The 18,112-nt window shown below is 45.7% G+C and carries 17 protein-coding genes; 4 read left to right on the plus strand and 13 right to left on the minus strand.

The window, feature by feature from the left end; translation table 11 throughout:
* Positions 1–74 precede the first annotated feature (74 nt).
* The 3 genes from E5S67_RS11545 to E5S67_RS11555 all read right to left on the minus strand — a co-directional run bounded on the left by E5S67_RS11545 (position 75) and on the right by E5S67_RS11555 (position 3,421).
* Positions 75–1,523 carry a YcjF family protein gene (locus tag E5S67_RS11545; RefSeq protein WP_172187242.1) on the minus strand — a complete coding sequence of 483 codons (1,449 nt, stop codon included), beginning with the start codon at positions 1,521–1,523 and terminating at the stop codon, positions 75–77.
* 259 nt (positions 1,524–1,782) lie between these two features.
* A complete protein-coding gene (locus tag E5S67_RS11550; protein WP_172187244.1) occupies positions 1,783–2,865 on the minus strand; it encodes an ATP-dependent 6-phosphofructokinase in 1,083 nt (360 codons plus the stop codon).
* Positions 2,866–3,178: 313 nt separating this feature from the next.
* A complete protein-coding gene (locus E5S67_RS11555) occupies positions 3,179–3,421 on the minus strand; it encodes a hypothetical protein (protein WP_172187246.1) in 243 nt (80 codons plus the stop codon).
* 137 nt (positions 3,422–3,558) lie between these two features.
* Between E5S67_RS11555 and E5S67_RS11560 the strand changes: the two genes are divergently transcribed.
* On the plus strand, positions 3,559–4,068 hold the full coding sequence (locus E5S67_RS11560) for a hypothetical protein (RefSeq protein ID WP_172187248.1): 510 nt from the start codon (positions 3,559–3,561) through the stop codon (positions 4,066–4,068).
* Positions 4,069–4,276: 208 nt separating this feature from the next.
* Positions 4,277–5,092, plus strand: a complete 816-nt coding sequence (locus E5S67_RS11565) for an FkbM family methyltransferase (protein ID WP_172187250.1) — start codon at positions 4,277–4,279, stop codon at positions 5,090–5,092.
* A gap of 428 nt (positions 5,093–5,520) precedes the next feature.
* On the opposite strand, the gene E5S67_RS11570 is transcribed toward E5S67_RS11565, so the two are convergent.
* The 10 genes from E5S67_RS11570 to E5S67_RS11610 all read right to left on the minus strand — a co-directional run bounded on the left by E5S67_RS11570 (position 5,521) and on the right by E5S67_RS11610 (position 15,892).
* Positions 5,521–7,101, minus strand: a complete 1,581-nt coding sequence (locus E5S67_RS11570) for a glycosyltransferase (protein WP_172187252.1) — start codon at positions 7,099–7,101, stop codon at positions 5,521–5,523.
* Between the two features lie 122 nt (positions 7,102–7,223).
* Positions 7,224–8,666, minus strand: coding sequence for a xylulokinase (xylB, locus tag E5S67_RS11575; RefSeq protein WP_172187254.1), 1,443 nt, complete (start codon positions 8,664–8,666; stop codon positions 7,224–7,226).
* A gap of 136 nt (positions 8,667–8,802) precedes the next feature.
* Entirely contained in the window at positions 8,803–8,934 is a 132-nt protein-coding gene (locus tag E5S67_RS34715) for a transposase (RefSeq protein WP_172187274.1), read from the minus strand.
* Entirely contained in the window at positions 8,919–9,407 is a 489-nt protein-coding gene (locus tag E5S67_RS32370) for an alpha/beta fold hydrolase (RefSeq protein WP_216670363.1), read from the minus strand. Before E5S67_RS32370 ends, E5S67_RS34715 begins: the two co-directional genes overlap by 16 nt.
* A 12-nt stretch (positions 9,408–9,419) precedes the next feature.
* A complete protein-coding gene (locus tag E5S67_RS33320) occupies positions 9,420–9,749 on the minus strand; it encodes an alpha/beta fold hydrolase (RefSeq protein ID WP_216670365.1) in 330 nt (109 codons plus the stop codon).
* Between the two features lie 174 nt (positions 9,750–9,923).
* Positions 9,924–11,429 (minus strand): mannitol dehydrogenase family protein, encoded by a 1,506-nt coding sequence (locus tag E5S67_RS11590; protein WP_172187256.1) that lies wholly within the window; start codon positions 11,427–11,429, stop codon positions 9,924–9,926.
* On the minus strand, positions 11,430–12,542 hold the full coding sequence (locus tag E5S67_RS11595) for an ABC transporter ATP-binding protein (RefSeq protein ID WP_172187258.1): 1,113 nt from the start codon (positions 12,540–12,542) through the stop codon (positions 11,430–11,432). It abuts the gene before it with no gap.
* Positions 12,543–12,577: 35 nt separating this feature from the next.
* Positions 12,578–13,399, minus strand: a complete 822-nt coding sequence (locus E5S67_RS11600) for a carbohydrate ABC transporter permease (protein ID WP_172187260.1) — start codon at positions 13,397–13,399, stop codon at positions 12,578–12,580.
* Between the two features lie 2 nt (positions 13,400–13,401).
* Positions 13,402–14,322 (minus strand): carbohydrate ABC transporter permease, encoded by a 921-nt coding sequence (locus tag E5S67_RS11605; protein ID WP_172187262.1) that lies wholly within the window; start codon positions 14,320–14,322, stop codon positions 13,402–13,404.
* A 223-nt stretch (positions 14,323–14,545) separates the two neighbouring features.
* Entirely contained in the window at positions 14,546–15,892 is a 1,347-nt protein-coding gene (locus E5S67_RS11610; protein WP_172187264.1) for an ABC transporter substrate-binding protein, read from the minus strand.
* Between the two features lie 156 nt (positions 15,893–16,048).
* Here E5S67_RS11610 and E5S67_RS11615 point away from each other — a divergent pair, with 156 nt between their 5' ends.
* Together E5S67_RS11615 and E5S67_RS11620 are read left to right on the plus strand one after the other, a co-directional pair.
* Positions 16,049–16,852: an SDR family NAD(P)-dependent oxidoreductase gene (locus E5S67_RS11615; RefSeq protein ID WP_172187266.1), complete on the plus strand. Its 804-nt coding sequence runs from the start codon at positions 16,049–16,051 to the stop codon at positions 16,850–16,852.
* A 356-nt stretch (positions 16,853–17,208) separates the two neighbouring features.
* Positions 17,209–18,096: a sugar-binding transcriptional regulator gene (locus E5S67_RS11620; protein ID WP_172187268.1), complete on the plus strand. Its 888-nt coding sequence runs from the start codon at positions 17,209–17,211 to the stop codon at positions 18,094–18,096.
* Positions 18,097–18,112: the final 16 nt, after the last annotated feature.

Consider the following 18,112-nt stretch of genomic DNA (forward strand, 5'->3'; position numbering starts at 1 on the left):
GGACACGGCAGTGCCGTGTCCCTACGGATATCATGGGTTATCGAGCGAATTTAAGCTCAGACGCTGGACTACTTCTAATTGACCGCCGACTTAACGGTTTCGGGCCCAGATACCTGAGATGAAAGGCGACTCGCCACTTGGTTGACGAAAGATTGCAAGAAGGAAACTTGCTGATTTTGCGTAAATACTGCTTGCAAAGTTTTAGTCAACTGGTCGATATTTAAAATGCCTGTGGCAGCATTTTCCAGTTCTCGACTTTGGAAATATTCAATTAAACTCAGTCCAGCTATTCTGGTAAAATATGCTGCACTAATTCCCTGCACTGCGCCTCCTGCTACGTAGGTGACAGCATTGCTTTTCAGCAGTCCAGTAATAGTTTGAGTAGACAGTTCTACTAATCCCAATTTGAACATTTGATTAGCCAAAGTTGCTGCTACTGTCTTAGCTTGCTCTAAGGAAAACTTTTGCTGGTAGATGGCGCCGAGGTCGATTACGAGTTGGGTGCTGATGGCGGTTGTTGCTAGCAAGTCTAAAGCTGGAACCGGGTTAGTAAAGACGGCGGCGGCGGCGATGTACTGATATTGTTCGATAATGGGAAGTGCCCGATCGCGCCTGACTGCATTTAAGAAGGTTTTCGCCTCTAATTTGATACTTGCAGCTTCGCGCACTGCACTAGCCCAAACCAACTGTTGCCGTTCTTCCGTTAAGATTTTAGTCAATCTTTCCGTCAGCGCGTCGAGTTGAGATACTTGATTTTCGATGCGTTCTTTAAATGTGCCGTCCGCTTGGTGCTGGCGCACTTTAATAGAATTGGGAGAAGCTGCGATCGCAATTATATCTTCTGTCGCCAATATGCCTTCCATTCTTTGCTGCAAAGAGTTCAAAACCTGCGACTGCTGTTCTGGCAAATATTGGTCTTGTTTGTTCCAGACTAACAGCACGCGCTGACCGGCAGAAGCTAACTGAGATAATGTTTTAAATTCGGAATCCGTGATGTCGCCCGCTGTTACAAACAGCACTAAATCACCGCCGATTTTGGCATCGGCATTTGTATTAGCAAACAGCGGTGATGTTTCTTGTAAACTAAGCTTTTGCGGGTGTTGAGAGGCCCAATTAGAATTTAAAACTTGAATTAAGGCAGTTTTGCCGACAGCTTTGCCGCCAGTTACGGTAATCCGCAAATCTTGTCTGTCTAATTCGGCTCTGAGCCGATCGAGCTTTGCTGTTAGATTAGCTGGATTTGCGGAGTTTGGAGCTTCTGAGGCTAGCAAATTAATTGCTGCTTCCGAAGCCGCGATCGCTTTTTCGGCTGCTTCCCTGTTCGCTAGGGGTTGCGGGAGTGCGAGTTCGAGTTTGGGGGATTGTTGTTTCCACCACCAATACCCCGCACCGGCAGCCGCCAAGCCGATGAGTGCCGTTTCGCCCATTTCTGAACCCGAATGCTGTAGAGTTTCCAACAGCCACAGCGCTGCTGAAAGTCCTATTCCCCCAATTAAAATCGGTCGCCGCAAGTTAAGTGTCATTTTTCCCTTCCTGTGGGTATTTTCGCCAAGCTTAACCTTACCGGGCTTGGCCTCCCTTCCCTAAATTCCATCGTACCTCTGCAGCATCCAAACTGGCAGGCGGGCGATGCGACTTTTGGGCGGATTACACCCTAAACCTTTTTCACAAGTGCAAAATGTTTGTAGTAAGGACTTTAGTCTTTGCTGTTGAGTTGAGAAAGAAAGGACTTTAGCCCTCACTACAAATTGTTAATCTTTGAGAAATCGGACGGGTATTTGTCTAGTCTCCCAGACAAATTCCCAAACCGCGAGCCGTTTTAACCAGAGTACCATCGAATTCTACAGGTCTGTATTTGGCGATCGCATCTTCCAGAGGAACGCTCACAACTTCCCGCTTTTGCCAAGATACCATGCAGTCGTATTTCTCTTCGGCAATTAAATCAACTGCTGCGACGCCAAAAGCAGAAGCAATTAATCTTTCTAGCGATGAAGGAGTTCCTCCGCGTTGAATATGTCCCAAAACAGTGACGCGAGTTTCTGCACCGCTGCACTCAGAGATTGTATCAGCTAAATACTGACCAATTCCGCCTAATCGACTTTGACCTAAGCGATTTGTGTGCATTACTAATTCGCCTTCTTCAGTGCGAACTGCCTCCGCTACTATAATTAAACAGTAGTTTTTTCCCCGGTCTTGGCGATCTCGGATTTGAGCGCAGATTTGGGAAATTGTGTAAGGGATTTCGGGTATCAGAATTATATCAGCTCCCCCAGAAATTCCAGCACTGATCGCAATATGTCCAGCGTCGCGTCCCATGACTTCAACAATCATGACGCGACTGTGACTGGCCGCAGTAAAATGCAAGCGATCGAGTGCTTCAGTGGCAATATTGACAGCAGTATCAAAACCGATGGAACGCTCGGTAATTCCGACATCATTATCAATAGTTTTAGGAATAGCAACTAAATTCAAATTGCCGTGTTGAGCAATCTTCCTGAGAATGGCAAGACTGCCGTCGCCACCAATGCCAATTAAGGCATCCAGACCTAGTTGATGATAGCCTTCGATAATGTCGTCAGAACGATCGCGTAGACTCCCATCAGGCATCGGGAAAGCAAAAGGGTTGCCCTTATTTGTCGTGCCTAGCATCGTACCGCCAATGGTGAGCCACGAGTCTACTTTCTCAATATCCAAGGGAATTGCTTGAGGGGGACGACTCATCAATCCGTTGGTGGCTTGACGAATCCCCATCACTTTCCAATTGTAAGTTCCCGTTGCGCGATGGACAACGGCTCGAATAACTGCGTTTAAGCCTGCACAGTCACCTCCGCTGGTGAGGATACCGATACATTTTTGTTCTCCCATAATTAATGTCCGACTTTTGTTACTCAGAACATGAGTTGATATTTTTAGAGTCCGATCGTCCAATCTTTATTTTCGACGTAAATAGGTAGGCGAAAATAAACTTTACCCTGTAACAGAATGTAAAGCTATCATAACTTTTGTGATGGCTTTCATAAGATATCGCTCCTTAGGGGAGCGTTTCACTCGCTTTTGACTACTTATTTATTTTCAAGCTTAATCGACCTAATTTAGTGCCTCATCTCTGACGCACTATACAAGTTCGATCGGCAACTAAGTAGCACAGCCAATCACCGTCTCCAACAAGACATCAATTTTACTTCGGATTGAGGCGTTTAGAAACTTGGTTAATTATACCGCTGAGAATAGCACCGCCCATCAGAATTCCGAGGGCGGGATTAAAGACGGGCTGCCAGAGACTGTACCACAAATCAAAACCGAGATTCACCCCGGTCGATCGACCCGCTACTGCGATCGCAAACCAGCCAAAAATGGCAAACACGAAAAATACATCAGCTACTAAAAGCAAGTTGAGAAAGTTAAGAAATTTATCTTTCATTGTCGAGGGTTCCTTTTGAGTGTATATGTGTCAAGTTTTGGCAAGCGGTTGGTAATGGAGCAGATTGATAGCTGCAACTGGCGATCGAATAAAGATAAAATATCATTCAATTGTTTTCGCGCACAGGCTGTCAAAATATGGTTCGCTATACACTTCCTCAAAGCCCCGAAATTATTTTAACTGTCAAAGGGAAAGATTCAGCCAAAGCCCGCGAAGAAGCGATGGATCGGCTGATGGATCTCATGGATGAGGGCAAGCTGCCTACACAACTCGTGGAGGGATTTGGCCCCAAGCAGTTTGTTGAAGTTAAGGATATCGAAGATGCTGCGTCTGACGGCGAGGACGCGATTACTGAAGCTGTACAGATTTTGAGCAATTTGGCAAGTCTCAAATTGAAAGTGATGGAATCCCGCGAAGAAGCACTCAAAATCCGGGCGGCGATCGACATTTTGTTTACAGATGAGGCTGTGACGGCCGAGGAAATTGGTCGATTGAAAGATGGTTTCAAGGTTCTCAAAAACTTTGCTCAAGCTAACGTCCGCTATCGAGAAGCTAGAAGTAAAGCCGAAGAAGCGCGGGCAATTCTCGACGAAGCTTTGCAATCTGTCGAACCGGAAAACAAGGCGCAGAAGTCGGCAAAACAGTAGCAGGTTGGGTTGGCTAACATCTAGCAACAATCCCAGAAGCTTTTGGGCCTGTTCCATTAAAAATCAATTGTCTTGTGGAACAGGTCCAAAAGCCTGTTACTAAAAAAATGTAGAGAATAGTGGAATATTTGAGATTATTGAGGAACCAACCCACCATGCCACACATTTGACGTTTATTATATACTTTAAAAAAATTACGAGAAAAATTGTGAACCAACAAACAGGAATTCTCAGAAACTCGATGTCAGGCAGCTTGCTGCTGGCTAAAAACTTAGGTTTTGAACCAAAAACTGTGATTGATGTCGGTGCGGCTTTGGGAACTTTTAACCTTTACGAAACCTTCCCGAATTCGCGACATTTGCTAATTGAGCCTATCGCTGAAAATGAACCTTATCTCGCCAAAATTTGCCGCAAGCTCAAAAGTGCAGAATACATTATTGCAGCAGCGACCAAAGAATCGGGAGTTTTCACCCTCAACGTCAGTCCCGGTATGGTGCATTCTTCACTTTCTGAAAATCGCGTTACTGACAGCAGCAATTCTTATTTGAGAAACATACCAGCAATTACCCTGGATGGAATATGCCGGGAAAGAAACTTGTCAGGCCCGTATTTAATTAAAGTTGATGTAGACGGACAGGAATTAGATGTTTTAGCGGGAGCAACTGAAATTTTGCAGCAGACTGAATATGTAATTGTAGAAGTTACTTTGTTCGGTCAGATGTATGATGTAATGAGTTTTATGAAGTCCCAAGGCTTCGCAGCTTACGATATTGTTGATTTGTCATATCGCCCGACTGATAGAGCTTTGTGGCAAGTTGACATGGCTTTTGTTAAGGAATCGGGTCAATTTAGAAGAGATAGCAGTTTCGCGACGGGACAGCAGGATATCGAAGCACTTAACTCGCATCTCAAAGCTTATCGAGAAAGTTTCATCAAACACATTGACACTCATTACAGTGACCCAGTAGAGCCAGAACCAGAGGTCAGTCAAGCTGTTGTGGGCGAAGATTATGTCATCATTTAACTCAAGTTGCTTCCATTTGATACTAAATCCGGATCGCACTTCGCACTTGATTTAATTAATCCTCAACATCTAAAAAACTGTTTTTCTAAATGCTGCTATTGCCGTCTATAAGCTTGCAATCTGCTGTAAATTGGCTTTCATTGGATATCAGAAAGTGGGAATGCCCTAATGCGGGCCTCACTATGATAGAAACATCCATGCAGCTAAAAACATTAGATATCAAGGTTTACGAACTGGAGCTAGAGTAAGACCAAGTAAAGGCACTGCTTTTACTTGGAATCAAGCTGTGAAGGAAGAATTCCGCGTCAAGCTACGCTGTGACAGGGGAGTGTCAACTACCACAATTAATCCCAAGGCGCTTTTGTTGTGAATCATTGAGTTGCTGGCGGTCTAAGCTGTCAACCATCAACCAGTGGAAGCTCTCACTTCTAGTTCTTTAGCCCAAGGTATTGCTGCCAAAATATAGTAGATGTAATGTCCTTTGAAGCACTTTTCCATTGTGTACTTACGGATGACCATTCACTACGGCTTTGAGCCGCAACTTTAAACCACCTCGTCAAAAGCTTAACACCAGCTAATTTATCTACTTCCTTTTGATTACTATAGCTTTTACTCAGCTTGATAATGCTTGAGTGAAAGGTTTCTGGATCGGTATTTTTGATAAAATCTGGGCCTTTCATATAGTCTTCAAAAGCTTGTATGGCCACCAGTGCACGATCGCAATCAAATGTTGCTAAAGCCTGAATTATGACTTTTGTAAGATGGTTTACTGCATCCATATATCTTAGGGAATAGTGGATAGCATAAGCTGCAAGATCGTTGCGAGTATAATAATAATTTTCCCAATTTACGTTTTTGGCAGAAGCTGGTAGATGCCACACCGCCAGTGAGGGAAAAGCTACAATGTTCTTGCCCAGCTCTTTTATTCTTAAACTAAACTCTACATCATCTATTTTGATAAAGAAAGGCAGCGGCAATTTAATTTCTTCAACAAGTTCCTTAGAAAAAGAGAAAAACCAAAATCCGCCATAGTCTATATTTTCTTCCTTGAGCAACCTGTTGAGACAATTAGCATCTCGTAAATCGAGGTTCTTATTTACAGGAGTTAATGACCCAGGTCCAAATCCTCTATTTTTAGAATAGGCGTTGTACAATGCTCCTGCTTCATACAACATATGCTTGTTCTGTAAATCAAGCAGTGCGCCAGCTACTGCAAAATCAGTCTTGGCGTACTCATACAAAGAAATTAACCTATAAATACATCCACTTTCTAACTCTATATCATCATCCATCAGCAAAAAATGAGAGTAGACGTTCTCCTCTAAAGATTCAACTAGCCCTCTAGTAAAACCACCACTTCCACCCGCATTTATATTGGGAACCAGTTTCAGCTTTGGCTTATTGAAATCCGCTTCGTCTAACGTTCTACCATTATCAACAACAAATAATTTGAAGTCCTTAGTTTCTAGTAATTTATCTTGAAAAATCGCAGCCAATGTATTTTTTATAAAAGTCTCTTTTTTGAAGGTGCAAATGGTAATTGCTAACGATACTTCTCTGGTTTTATTTTCATCAGTTGCTATCCACCCCTCTTTAAAGGCACCCTGTTCACTAGAACAGGTTATTTCAAAATATATTCTGCCAGCGTTTTCATTTTGAAGGAGATTTATTGGTAAGATTGTTACTGGCTCTGAGAATTGACAGTTCTCAAAGTTTTGTTCAGAAATAATTTCTCTTTTGTTTCCTCCGTTAACTTCTCTGCAAACAGAAACTTTAAAATCTCCTTCAAGTTTCAGCGAATAGTATATAGAGCTAAGAGTTGTATATTTAGTATAAAAATTTTCATAAAAGGAATTAAAGTAAGTATTTGAGGATACAATACCACCCTGACTTAAGACAACTTTTTTTTCATGTTCCTGGTAGTTTATAGATGCAGATTCATTACACTGTATGTATAAAGCAGAAGCATCGGCTGATTTTGGGAGATTTATTCCACTTAGTATATTCATGTACTATCTACCTCTTTTGTTAGTATCTTTTATTCTTTTATTTGACTTATCTTAAAGCAGTCTTAGATTAAGAATAATTTGTAGATAGCTTTTAGCACGTCCTCCTTGAGGCATAACTCCTATCAAGTTTTTTTAAGTTGTGGATAAAGCGCTTGATATCGCATCCAAGCCTCTTCTAGGGTGGGATCGACTGATTGCGGAGTTGCAGCAAGCGTTGGTGTGGCGGCCAGTTTGCTCGTGTCATTAGCATCTGCGTATATGCCAATTCCTATACCCGCCAGTAGAGCAGCACCCCGCGCGGAAGCAGCAGCAACTGTAGTTGCATAGAGGGGTATTCTCAATACATCGGTCAGTAATTGTTTCCAAGGCATTTCTGCCGTTCCACCGCCTGCTAAACGCAGTTCTGTAGCTTTAAAACCTGTTGCCTCAAGTGCCTCAAAACCTTGTCGCAAAGCAAAAGCCACTCCCTCTAAAGCTGCCCGCATCAAGTGCGCCTGTGTGTGATGAAGTCCCAGCCCTACCCATGCCCCGCGTACATAGGGGTCAAGGTGTGGAGTTCGCTCACCTGTGAGGTATGGCAAAAATGTCAACCCTTCACATCCTGGGGGAACAGAAAACGCTTTAGTATAGACTTCCTGCCAGCTCAAGCCGAGGATACCTCGCACCCATTCAAGCGCTAACCCGGCATTTTGCATTGCTGCAAGGGCGTACCACTGATTAGGTACGGCGGATCGATAGAGATGTGTACGACCGTGAGGATCGATAATTGGTTGCGATCGAGGTGTAATGATTTGAGCGCCTGTGCCGATCGTCAGTTGAACTAATCCAGGCTCTAGTAGTCCGTTACCAAGTGCCGCCGCTGCGGTATCCGCAGCACCAGCGATAACTGGTAAGCCAACAGGTAAGCCAAGATGCTCTGAAGCAAGAGTTGTTAGGTAGCCTGCGATCGCACTAGAGGGGATAATTTTTGGTAACCAATCACCACGTAGATTCAGCGCTGAGATTGCTTCCCCAGCCCAGTTATCCGACACAACATCGTAAAGCAAAGTACCGCTAGCATCAGATGGTTCGGTTGCGACTTCTCCAGTCATCCGTAACCGCAGCCAATCTTTGGGCTGGAGTGCCCAACGCGCTTCGCTGTAGACAGTAGCCTCGTGTTCTCGTAACCACAACAAAGTGGGGCCCGCCATTCCAGCCGTAACCGGGTTGCCCAAGCGCTCTAGAATAGCGGCATCGAGTGAATAATAAGTGTTAAGCGTGGCACTAGAGCGAGTATCTGCCCAGAGGATAGCAGGACGCAGTGGCTGACCAGACTCCGAAGCTAGGACAACACCGTGCATTTGCCCTGAAAGTGCGATCGCCTGTACTTGATCGGCATGATTTCCTACAGCCTTCCTCACAGCCTCGCCAACACCTAACCACCAATCTTCTGGTTCCGACTCAGCCCATCCGGGGTGGGGTGCATGAACAGGATAAGAGCTTGATGCTTCACCTATAGTGGTTCCGTCTGTCGCTAGGAGCAATGCCTTAGCAGAGCCTGTTCCTAAATCTATGCCAAGCAACATTAGGTTATCCTCAAATACTTAAAAGTTAAGAATTCAAAATTAGATTTGTTGCCAAATATAGCCGTCGCCACAGACCTTAGGACACTGTCTTAAGAACGGCTTTCATCGCATCGCGCAAAGTATGGGAGTGGTCTAGCTATTTGCGAATTCGACTTTTCAACCAAGCCGAGCATTCAATGCGGTTTAACTCAGGCGAATAGGGGGGCAGATAGACAATTTGGGTACCATCCGCTTCAAGGAACTGGGCAGTAGTTATTCCTGTGTGGATTGTAGGATGCGTTGTCTCTGCTTTGCCAGAAAATCAAGCAAGACCTTCGCTACAGTATCCGCCGACTCTACCACAAAGGCGTGACCGCCTTGCTCGATGATAGCTAGTTCAGCATTGGGAATACCTTGAGCTAGTTGCTCCGAAAATCTGACCGGAGTAAGAAGGTCTTCTTTACCAACCATAACGAGTGTAGGGCAATGAATGTTTGCAAGGCGATCGCTGGTATCACTGCCAAGAATAGCTCGGCTTTGGTGATATAGTCCATGAGGTGTCGGCGCAAATGGTTGATTCTCAATCCAGGTGATGAGTTGTTCCATTACCCCTGGAATCGAGTAAAACGCATCGGTAAACAGCCAAGGCAAGATAACCCTCTGATAAAGCGTTCCCTCTAATTTCTGTGTCAAGTCGCCAAACAAATTGATGAGTGAATTAAATTTTTCATCTCCCTTTGCCAAAGATGAGAGAAGTATCAAACTTTGGATTTTTTATGGATATGCCAAAGCCAGTTCTTGAGCAATCTGTCCACCCATTGAATGACCTGCCACATGGACTTGAGAAATGCTCAAGTAATCCAACAGCGCGGCTGCATCAGCCGCCATTTGTTTGATGCTGTAAGGACTGTCTGGCGCTTCACTTTGCCCAGCTCCTCGGTTGTCAAAGCGAAGCACCTGATACTGCTTAACTAGCGATCGCATCATTGCAGCCCAAATTGAACTGTCACTGTCAAACCCCGCTATCAGCAGTAATGACTCGTTTTCGCTGGAACCTTGAATGTTGTAGTACAAATCAATTCCGTTGACCTGAATTACTGACACAGGCTTTTCTGGATACTATCGACTTCAATTGCTTGAATCGCTTTCTGGCGGAAGTGATAACTGTAAGGTTTTGCCATGACAGGTTGCGGGGAGACTACTACTGTATAGTCTATGTCCTAATGAAACTGCCAACAGCTATAAAGCTAAAAATCGCAGCTTAAGTTGATAATGCCATTACTGTGCCTGCGAAGATCGGACAAGCGTTCCTTTAGCACCAAACTCATGCAAACTGCTCAACTTGTCAGCAACAGTCTCGACGAAACGTGGCGACTGTACTAAATCTCCAAAAATCTCAACCAGGCTGAGCAAGGGTCTGGGATCTGTTTTACCTGAGCGGGCTTGTTGAGTGAGGATGTCTGCTAAGGGGTCATCAATGCGAATAGGTTGCCCTTGTTTATCCTGACTACTGAGGTATTGACACCAAGCAGCGATCGTCAAACTTAGGTAATCGATCGCACCTCCAAGTTGTAATTTATCGCGGATCGATCCCAAAACAAACTTAGGAATTTTGGCCGATCCATTCAGGCAAAGGCGTGGAAGCTGATCGCGAATTTTGGGATTGGAAAACCGTTCAATTAAAGTTTTTTTATAATCGTCTAAATCGATCCCAGGAACGGGTTGGAGTGTTGGTGTCACCTCATCCATCAGGTTAGCTACTGCTTGCTGAAACAAGGGATCGGCCATGACTTCATAAACGTAGGTATAACCTGCCAGAGAGCCGAGATAGCCAATCAACATATGACTGGCATTGAGCAGCCGAATTTTCATCATTTCATAGGGATGAACATCCTTAGTCATCTGTACGCCAACGGATTCCCAATCGGGTCTGCCTGCACAAAATGTATCTTCAATTACCCACTGAATAAAAGGCTCCGCGACGCATGGAAACGCATCATCAATACCAAACTTTTCCGCCACCATTTTGATATCTGCTGGGGTTGTCAGCGGAGTAATGCGATCGACCATGCAGTTGGGAAACGCAACCTGTTCAGCAATCCAACGTCCTAACTCTGGATCGCGCATTTCGGCAAATGTCGTTAGCATTTTCCGCACCATGTTGCCGTTGCCCTGGATATTGTCGCAGGACAAGACTGTAAAGGGTGCCAACCCCTGTTTACGCCGCTTTTCGAGTGCGGCTGTCAAAAAACCGTATGTCCCAAGTGGTTGGTCGGGATGTTGCAAATCGTGCTGCATCGTCGGGTGGTTTACATCGAAATTGCCACTTCCTTCAATGTAGTAGTAGCCGCTTTCGGTGACCGTTAGAGTAACAATTCGGCATTTGGGATCTGCTAATGCTTCAATAACTGCTGGACGATTGTCTGGTGCAAACAGGTATTGAGTGATTGAGCCAATTATTCGAGCGCGATCGCCATCTTGCGATCGCTCAACTAAGGTATACAAACAATCTTGGGATTGAAGGGCATCCCGCATCCGCCTGTCATAGTCAAAGTCGAGCAATCCAACACCACAGATTCCCCAATCACTACCAGGATTCTGATGGAAATAATCGTCGAGATAAAGCGCTTGGTGCGAGCGATGAAATCCACCAACCCCAATATGCACAATGCCATTAGTAATTTGATGGCGATCGTAATTGGGTACGCGCACGTTTCCAGGTAAACGAAACAGAGATGCTTCATTGAGCTTCATTGTTGAGCCGGTGCTGGTATTGCTGTTCATTTATTTACTAACGGCTAGGTGGTGACGATGAGTTTTTGAAACGGCTTCACCCTGTAAGTCAAACAGATGACAAAGATCGCCGCTAATGTGGACAGGAACAAGATCGTGCAACTGACTGGAATTATCTCCGTCTGTTTGCACGATTAGGGTGTCTCCACCCGGAATCTTGACATAGAGATAGGTTTGTCCGCCCAGTCGTTCTACAACTAACACTTCGCCGTTCACTGTTGCGCTATTGCGATCGAGTCGCAGGTGTTCGGGGCGAATTCCCAACGTGGCTCTATCCCCAACCGACAGCTTTCCAGGGTTGACCGGAATAGTCACATTCGCATCACCAGGAAGTTTGACAGTTATACCAGAGTCATTAACGCCTGTCACCGTAACCGAGACAAAGTTCATCTTAGGTGAACCAATAAATCCGGCGACGAATAGATTGCGGGGATGGTGGTAGAGATCCAAAGGCGAACCCACTTGTTCTACAATGCCGCCCTGCAACACCACAATCTTGGTGGCAAGCGTCATTGCCTCAACCTGATCGTGTGTCACGTAAATCATGGTGGCTTGCAGGCTGTCATGCAAGCTGGCCAGTTCGATCCGCATCTGCACGCGCAAGGAGGCATCCAGGTTTGACAGTGGTTCGTCAAACAAAAACACTTTGGGATTGCGAACCAGGGCACGACCAATTGCTACTCGTTGGCGCTGTCCACCGGATAACTCTTTGGGCTTGCGGTTTAACAGCGGTTCCAGTTGGAGGACATGAGCGACTTCACGCGCCCTTTCATAACGCTGGGCTTTTGGAACACCTGCAAGGCGGAGGCTAAACGCCATATTCTCCGCTACGGTCATGTGAGGATACAAGGCGTAGGTTTGAAATACCATTGCCAACCCGCGTTTATCTGGAGGCACATCATTCACTACCTCGCCATCAATCATCAACTTGCCGGAGGTAATTTCCTCTAGTCCGGCAATCATGCGTAACAAGGTTGATTTTCCGCAACCGGATGGACCAACGAATACAACAAATTCGCGATCGCCAACATCAAGATCGACGCCTTTAATGATCTCTGTATCGGCATATGTTTTGTGAATATCTCTTAAAGCAACTGTGGACATGAAAAACTCCTATTAAATCATTAAAAATCAAATGATTATTTCACGGCACCAAACGTCAGACCGCGTACTAATTGCCGTTGGCTCAACCAACCGAAGATTAAAATGGGTGCGATCGCCAGAGTTGATGCTGCCGAAAGTTTTGCCCAAAACAATCCTTGAGGGCTGGAAAAAGAGGCAATAAATGCGGTTAAAGGAGCGGCATTAGCCGTTGTTAGGTTGAGGCTCCAAAAGGCTTCATTCCAGGACAAAATGATCGAAAGCAAGGCGGTGGAAGCAATTCCGGGCAATGCCAGTGGCAGCAACACATGAATCAGTTCTTGCTGTGTGTTTGCCCCATCCATGCGATCGGCTTCTAGGATATCTTTGGGTACCTCTTTGAAAAAGCTGTAAATCATCCACACAACAATTGGCAAATTGATCAGGGTGTAAATAATAATCAAACCGATGCGGGTATCCAGCAAACCAGCGTTGCGACACAAGATGTAGATCGGCACCAGCACGCCAACGGGTGGCAGCATTCTAGTAGACAGCATCCACAGCAAGGTACTCTTAGTACGTTTGGTTGGGAAGAAAGACATGGCATAAGCGGCAGGTACGGCAAGCAGCAGCGCGAGTAGGGTCGATCCCAGCGAAACCGCCACACTGTTGAGCGCATAGTTGAAATAGTTTGCCCGATCTTGTATTGCCACATAATTTTCTAATGTCGGCTGGAAAAATAACTGAGGGGGAGTTGCAACCGCCGCCACCTCTGTTTTGAAACTGGTGAGAAACATCCAGAAAATTGGGAAAAACAAGCTGCAAGCGACAAACCAGCCGAGCAAGGTAAATAGCAAACGGCGAGAAGTTTTTTGTGCCATTGTTAGGTATCCAAATTACGAGCAACACTACGCATCAGAAAAATTGCCGCGATGTTGGCAAGAATTACTGCGATTAATCCACCCGCTGAGGCACCGCCGACATCAAATTCCAGCAATGCTCTCAGGAAGATGTAATAGGCAAGGTTAGTGGTTGCCACTCCGGGTCCGCCACCTGTGGTAACAAAGATTTCTGCAAAGATAGTCAAAAAGAAAATTGTCTCGATCATGGCGACTACGGCAATAGCGCGGCTCAGATGCGGTAGCATGACGAAACGGAATAAGGCTAGAGCATTTGCTCCATCCATCCGGGCTGCTTCTAGCTGGTCATGATCTAACGACTGAATTGCTGTCAGCAAAATCAGCAGGGCAAAAGGAAGCCATTCCCACGAAACAATGATAATGATGGCAAGCAGTGGAAAATCTGCAAACCAATCGATCGCCCCCAAACCCAAACCTCTTGTGAATTGAGCAAACAGCCCATTCACTGGATGCATCAGCATATTTTTCCAGACTAGGGCGCTGACTGTGGGCATTACGAAAAACGGAGAAATCGCCAGTACCCGCGCAATTCCCTGACCGTAAAAGTCTTGGTCAAACAGAATAGCTAGAAGTGTCCCTAGACCGATCGTGATCGCCAGAACAGACACGACCAGAATTATTGTGATGCCGATCGAAGTCCATAAAGCTGGATCGCTCAAGATGAACGTGAAATTTTCAATCCCGATGAATTTGCGTGCATCGGGATTGAGCAGGTTATACCGCTGAAAGGAAAACCATACCGTCATCACTAGGGGCACAATCATCCACAGCAGCAAGGCAATGACGGAAGGCGCAACCAGGGGTAATGTTGATGCCTGTCGCTTGCTTCGTTGCTGGGCGGGTGGCGTTTCGCGGTGATGTTTTACAGCTACTGAAGAAGACATAGCTTAATAGAATTTTTGATTTTTGATTGTGAAAGTTTTATGGGCAGACATTGGCTGTGGTTGCCGACAGGCTGTGTTTTCAAATTACTTATCAAGACAGGTATTCCTTAAAGTTCCCCCTCTAAGTACCCTTAAAAAGGGAGGCTTAGACCCTCATTCTCCCCCCTTAAAAAGGGGGGATGGGGGGGTATCCGGGTTTAAAAACATAACCTAGCCGCTCTTTTCACTCGATGTAACCTGTGTGTTTCATAAACCGTTCAGTTGAATTCTGCGATTGTTGCAACGCCCGATCGACTGAAAGGCGATTCGTCAGCGCTGCTGCCATCGTTTGTCCAACCGAAGAACCGATTGCCTGAAATTCTGGAATATCCACATATTGAATGCCCTTGTAAGGGGTTGGGTTTGCGGCTGGACGGGTAATATCGGCAGATTCGATCGACCTGAGCACGATCGAAGCAAACGGTGCGGCTTTTTTATAGTTGGGATTGTTATAGGTGGAAGTCCGCGTACCTGGTGGTACAGCAACCCAGCCATTTTGATCGGCCACTAATTGGATGTATTCTTTTGAGGTTGCCCAGGCAACGAACCTTTGAGCCGCTTCGGGTGATTTTGAGGTTTTTGGAACCGCTAATGCCCAAGCCCAGATCCAATTCGAGCCGTTTGGATATTTTTCAATTGGCGCACGGGCAAAGCCAACTTTGTCATAAACTTGAGATTCTTTTGGATTGGATAACAGTCCTGCTGCAACGGTTGCATCTACCCACATACCGCACTTGCCTGTCGAGAATAGCGCTAGATTCTCATTGAATCCATTGGAACTGGCACCGGGCGGGCCATATTTGTTGAGCAAATCGACATAGAAGGCGATCGCTTCTTTCCAGGCTGGAGTATTTATAGTGGGTTGCCACTTCATGTCAAACCACTGTCCGCCAAACGTGTTGACCAATGTGGACAAAAATCCCATGTTTTCGCCCCAACCGGGTTTTCCACGCAGACAAACACCGTAGACTCCATTGGCTGGATCGTGAACCTTACTCGCCCATTCTGTGAGTTGGGAATAGGTTGGCTGTTCGGGAACCGTAATCCCTGCTTTTTCAAACAAGTCTTTTCGGTAATACAGCATGGAACTTTCCCCATAGAACGGCACAGCATAAAGTTTGCCGTTGTTGGAAAGACCTTCTCTGATGGGTTTTATCAGGTCATTTACGTCGTAGCTTGCGGGTAGATCTAATGGTTTTAACCAATCTCGTCTCGCCCAAATCGGCGTTTCATAAGACCCGATTGTCAGGACATCAAATTGCCCACCCTGGCTAGCAACGTCTGTGGTGGTGCGTTGGCGCAACACGTTTTCTTCTAGGACAACCCACCTCAGTTGAATGTCTGGGTTGGCTTGTTCAAACTTACTTGAAAGCCCTTGCATGACGACCATATCGCCATTATTGACAGTAGCGATCGTCAGTCTGGTTTTCCCTGCTGCTTGCGAACCTGTCGCACAGGCATACAGCAGTTGCACAAGCACGACTCCAATGAGGAATGCAACCAGCAATTTAGCGAAGCGGGGGATACGCATCGCATAACTCCTTTGATATTAAAAAATCAGACGATTAAATTGTTGAGTTTATGCCTAACATTGAGCGATTGCTCAATAATTGAATTATACTAAGCCACCTAAAATACTGGACAATTAAAGAGTATTTGCAACATATATTCACAAGGGGTTAAAGATATGACAGCTAGAGCAAGCTATGACTTTGCTGGTAAAACGATTCTGATTACGGGCGGTGCTGGTGATATTGGTCGGGCTACTGCACAGCGTTTTGCCGCAGATGGTGCAGGTGTAGTAATCCTAGACTTAAACGAAGCGAAGATGGCAGAGGTTGCTCACGAATTGGAAGCCTATAAAATTCCAGTTGCTACCTTTAGCTGCAATGTCACCAATCCTGATGACGTTGCTCATGCTTTTTCTGGTGCTGTAGAGCAATTTGGGCGGATCGATTATGTTTTCAACAATGCGGGTTATCAAGGAGTGTTTGCCAAAACCGACGAGTATCCCGAGGAGGATTTTCAAAAGGTCATTGACATCAATGTTGTCGGAGTTTTTCACGTCCTCAAGGCGGCGGCACAACACCTACGCAAATCTGGTGGAGGAGCGATCGTCAATATGGCAAGCCATGCAGGAGTGGTTGGTCCTCCAAATATGCTCGCCTACTCAGCCTCGAAGTTTGCCGTAATTGGGATAACTCAGACAGCAGCAAAAGACTTAGCCCCCTACCACATTCGGGTGAATGCCGTCTCGCCTGCGCTGATTGGCCCCGGCGTGATGTGGACGCGGCAGACTGAATTGCAGGCGGGTGTAAGCTCACAGTATTTTGATGCCGATCCTAAAGTGGTAGAGCAGCAAATGATTAATTCAGTACCGATGCGGCGTTTGGGGAGCCTTGAAGAAGTTGCCAACGGTGTAGCATTTCTCATGAGCGAGGAGGCAAGCTACATTACGGGGTTTAACTTGGATCTGACTGGCGGACTCTAGGGAAAATGGTAAGTTGTTGTGCATCTAAGTTACATATTGAACTAATCGATTTAAGGGAAAAGGAGCAGGGTGAAAGGTAAAAGGGGAAACCTTTTCGCCTTCCCCTTTTACCTTTTTCCCATGAGTGCATATTGCTTTCTTAAATCTGTGCCAGCTTATTGCTAAGTTAGCAATGTTGTCAGCCCCCAAGATTGGTACTGCAATGTTTTGCTGCCTTGGAGTTTTGTAAGACCACTTTCATTAACTTAGAGTGTGATAACCTATGTTTAATAGTTTGAGCAAAAAATCTATCTTTGAGCAGATACTCAAATAACTCATCTACTGTTTTGGGGAAGCATACTGCCTATACGTGGAATATGAGAGAACCCTTCTTAGAGCGGCGCGATGCCAGCAAAGCTGGCTTGCCCCTTCGGACTCGTAAGTTAGACCAGGCAGCTCACGCTGCTTGGCTCTACTACATTGCTGGGAACACACAGGAAGAGATTGCGGCAAAGCTGAACGTGTCGCGGCAGGCGGCACAGCGTTTGGTCGCACTAGCGGTGAGTGAAAAACTGATCAAATTTCGGCTAGATCATCCCCTGCGTGAGTGTATTGCTCTAGCTGAATCACTCAGAGACAAATTTGAACTATCGTTTTGTGAAGTGGTTCCAAGCGATGCAGGGAGCGGCGATACCTTGAACGGACTTGCTGTATGTGCTGCCGCTCACTTAGAGACGTACCTTGTTGCTAAAACTCCAACAATCCTGGCATTTTCCACGGGTCGTACTTTGCGATCGATGGTGGAACAAATCCCATCCATGCAGCAACCTCAGCATAAGATTGTCTCAATTGTTGGGAATATGTCTCACTATGGGCGTGCGGGTCGTTATGAAGTGGTGATGCACTTGTCCGATCGCATTGGTTCGCAGGCGTATCCAGTGCCTACTCCGGTTGTAGCGACCAGTATTGAAGAACGAGAACTCTTGCAGACTCAGCGATCGTTTATCACCGTAAAAACCCTTGCAGAGCAAGCAAAAGCAACATTTGTCGGGATTAGCCCAATTGACTGGAATGCACCGTTACATCAAGACGGGTTCATTAATGACGATGAAGTGACCCAATTAATTGAATTGGGGGCAGTTGGGGAGATTGCAGGTTGGGCATACGATCGTCAAGGAGTCTTGATTCAACCCACATTCCGCAGATGTGTGTGGAAATTTTTTATCAGTTGTGAAAAGTTGGAGTCAAAAAGTTTTTCCGTTTAACTTATGCGGTTTTAAC

The sequence above is a fragment of the Microcoleus asticus IPMA8 genome, assembly GCF_013179805.1.
Lineage (GTDB): Bacteria > Cyanobacteriota > Cyanobacteriia > Cyanobacteriales > Microcoleaceae > Microcoleus > Microcoleus asticus.

Excerpts from the sequence above, each read along its gene's own strand:
- E5S67_RS11615 (WP_172187266.1), top strand. The coding sequence starts at position 16,049 with ATGACAGCTAGAGCAAGCTATGACTTTGCTGGTAAAACGATTCTGATT.
- xylB (WP_172187254.1), bottom strand. The coding sequence starts at position 8,666 with ATGTTGCTTGGCATAGATTTAGGAACAGGCTCTGCTAAGGCATTGCTC.
- E5S67_RS11595 (WP_172187258.1), bottom strand. The coding sequence starts at position 12,542 with ATGTCCACAGTTGCTTTAAGAGATATTCACAAAACATATGCCGATACA.
- E5S67_RS11620 (WP_172187268.1), top strand. The coding sequence starts at position 17,209 with ATGAGAGAACCCTTCTTAGAGCGGCGCGATGCCAGCAAAGCTGGCTTG.
- E5S67_RS11610 (WP_172187264.1), bottom strand. The coding sequence starts at position 15,892 with ATGCGTATCCCCCGCTTCGCTAAATTGCTGGTTGCATTCCTCATTGGA.
- E5S67_RS11605 (WP_172187262.1), bottom strand. The coding sequence starts at position 14,322 with ATGTCTTCTTCAGTAGCTGTAAAACATCACCGCGAAACGCCACCCGCC.
- E5S67_RS11550 (WP_172187244.1), bottom strand. The coding sequence starts at position 2,865 with ATGGGAGAACAAAAATGTATCGGTATCCTCACCAGCGGAGGTGACTGT.
- E5S67_RS11555 (WP_172187246.1), bottom strand. The coding sequence starts at position 3,421 with ATGAAAGATAAATTTCTTAACTTTCTCAACTTGCTTTTAGTAGCTGAT.
- E5S67_RS11570 (WP_172187252.1), bottom strand. The coding sequence starts at position 7,101 with ATGAATATACTAAGTGGAATAAATCTCCCAAAATCAGCCGATGCTTCT.
- E5S67_RS11545 (WP_172187242.1), bottom strand. The coding sequence starts at position 1,523 with ATGACACTTAACTTGCGGCGACCGATTTTAATTGGGGGAATAGGACTT.
- E5S67_RS11560 (WP_172187248.1), top strand. The coding sequence starts at position 3,559 with ATGGTTCGCTATACACTTCCTCAAAGCCCCGAAATTATTTTAACTGTC.
- E5S67_RS11600 (WP_172187260.1), bottom strand. The coding sequence starts at position 13,399 with ATGGCACAAAAAACTTCTCGCCGTTTGCTATTTACCTTGCTCGGCTGG.
- E5S67_RS11590 (WP_172187256.1), bottom strand. The coding sequence starts at position 11,429 with ATGAACAGCAATACCAGCACCGGCTCAACAATGAAGCTCAATGAAGCA.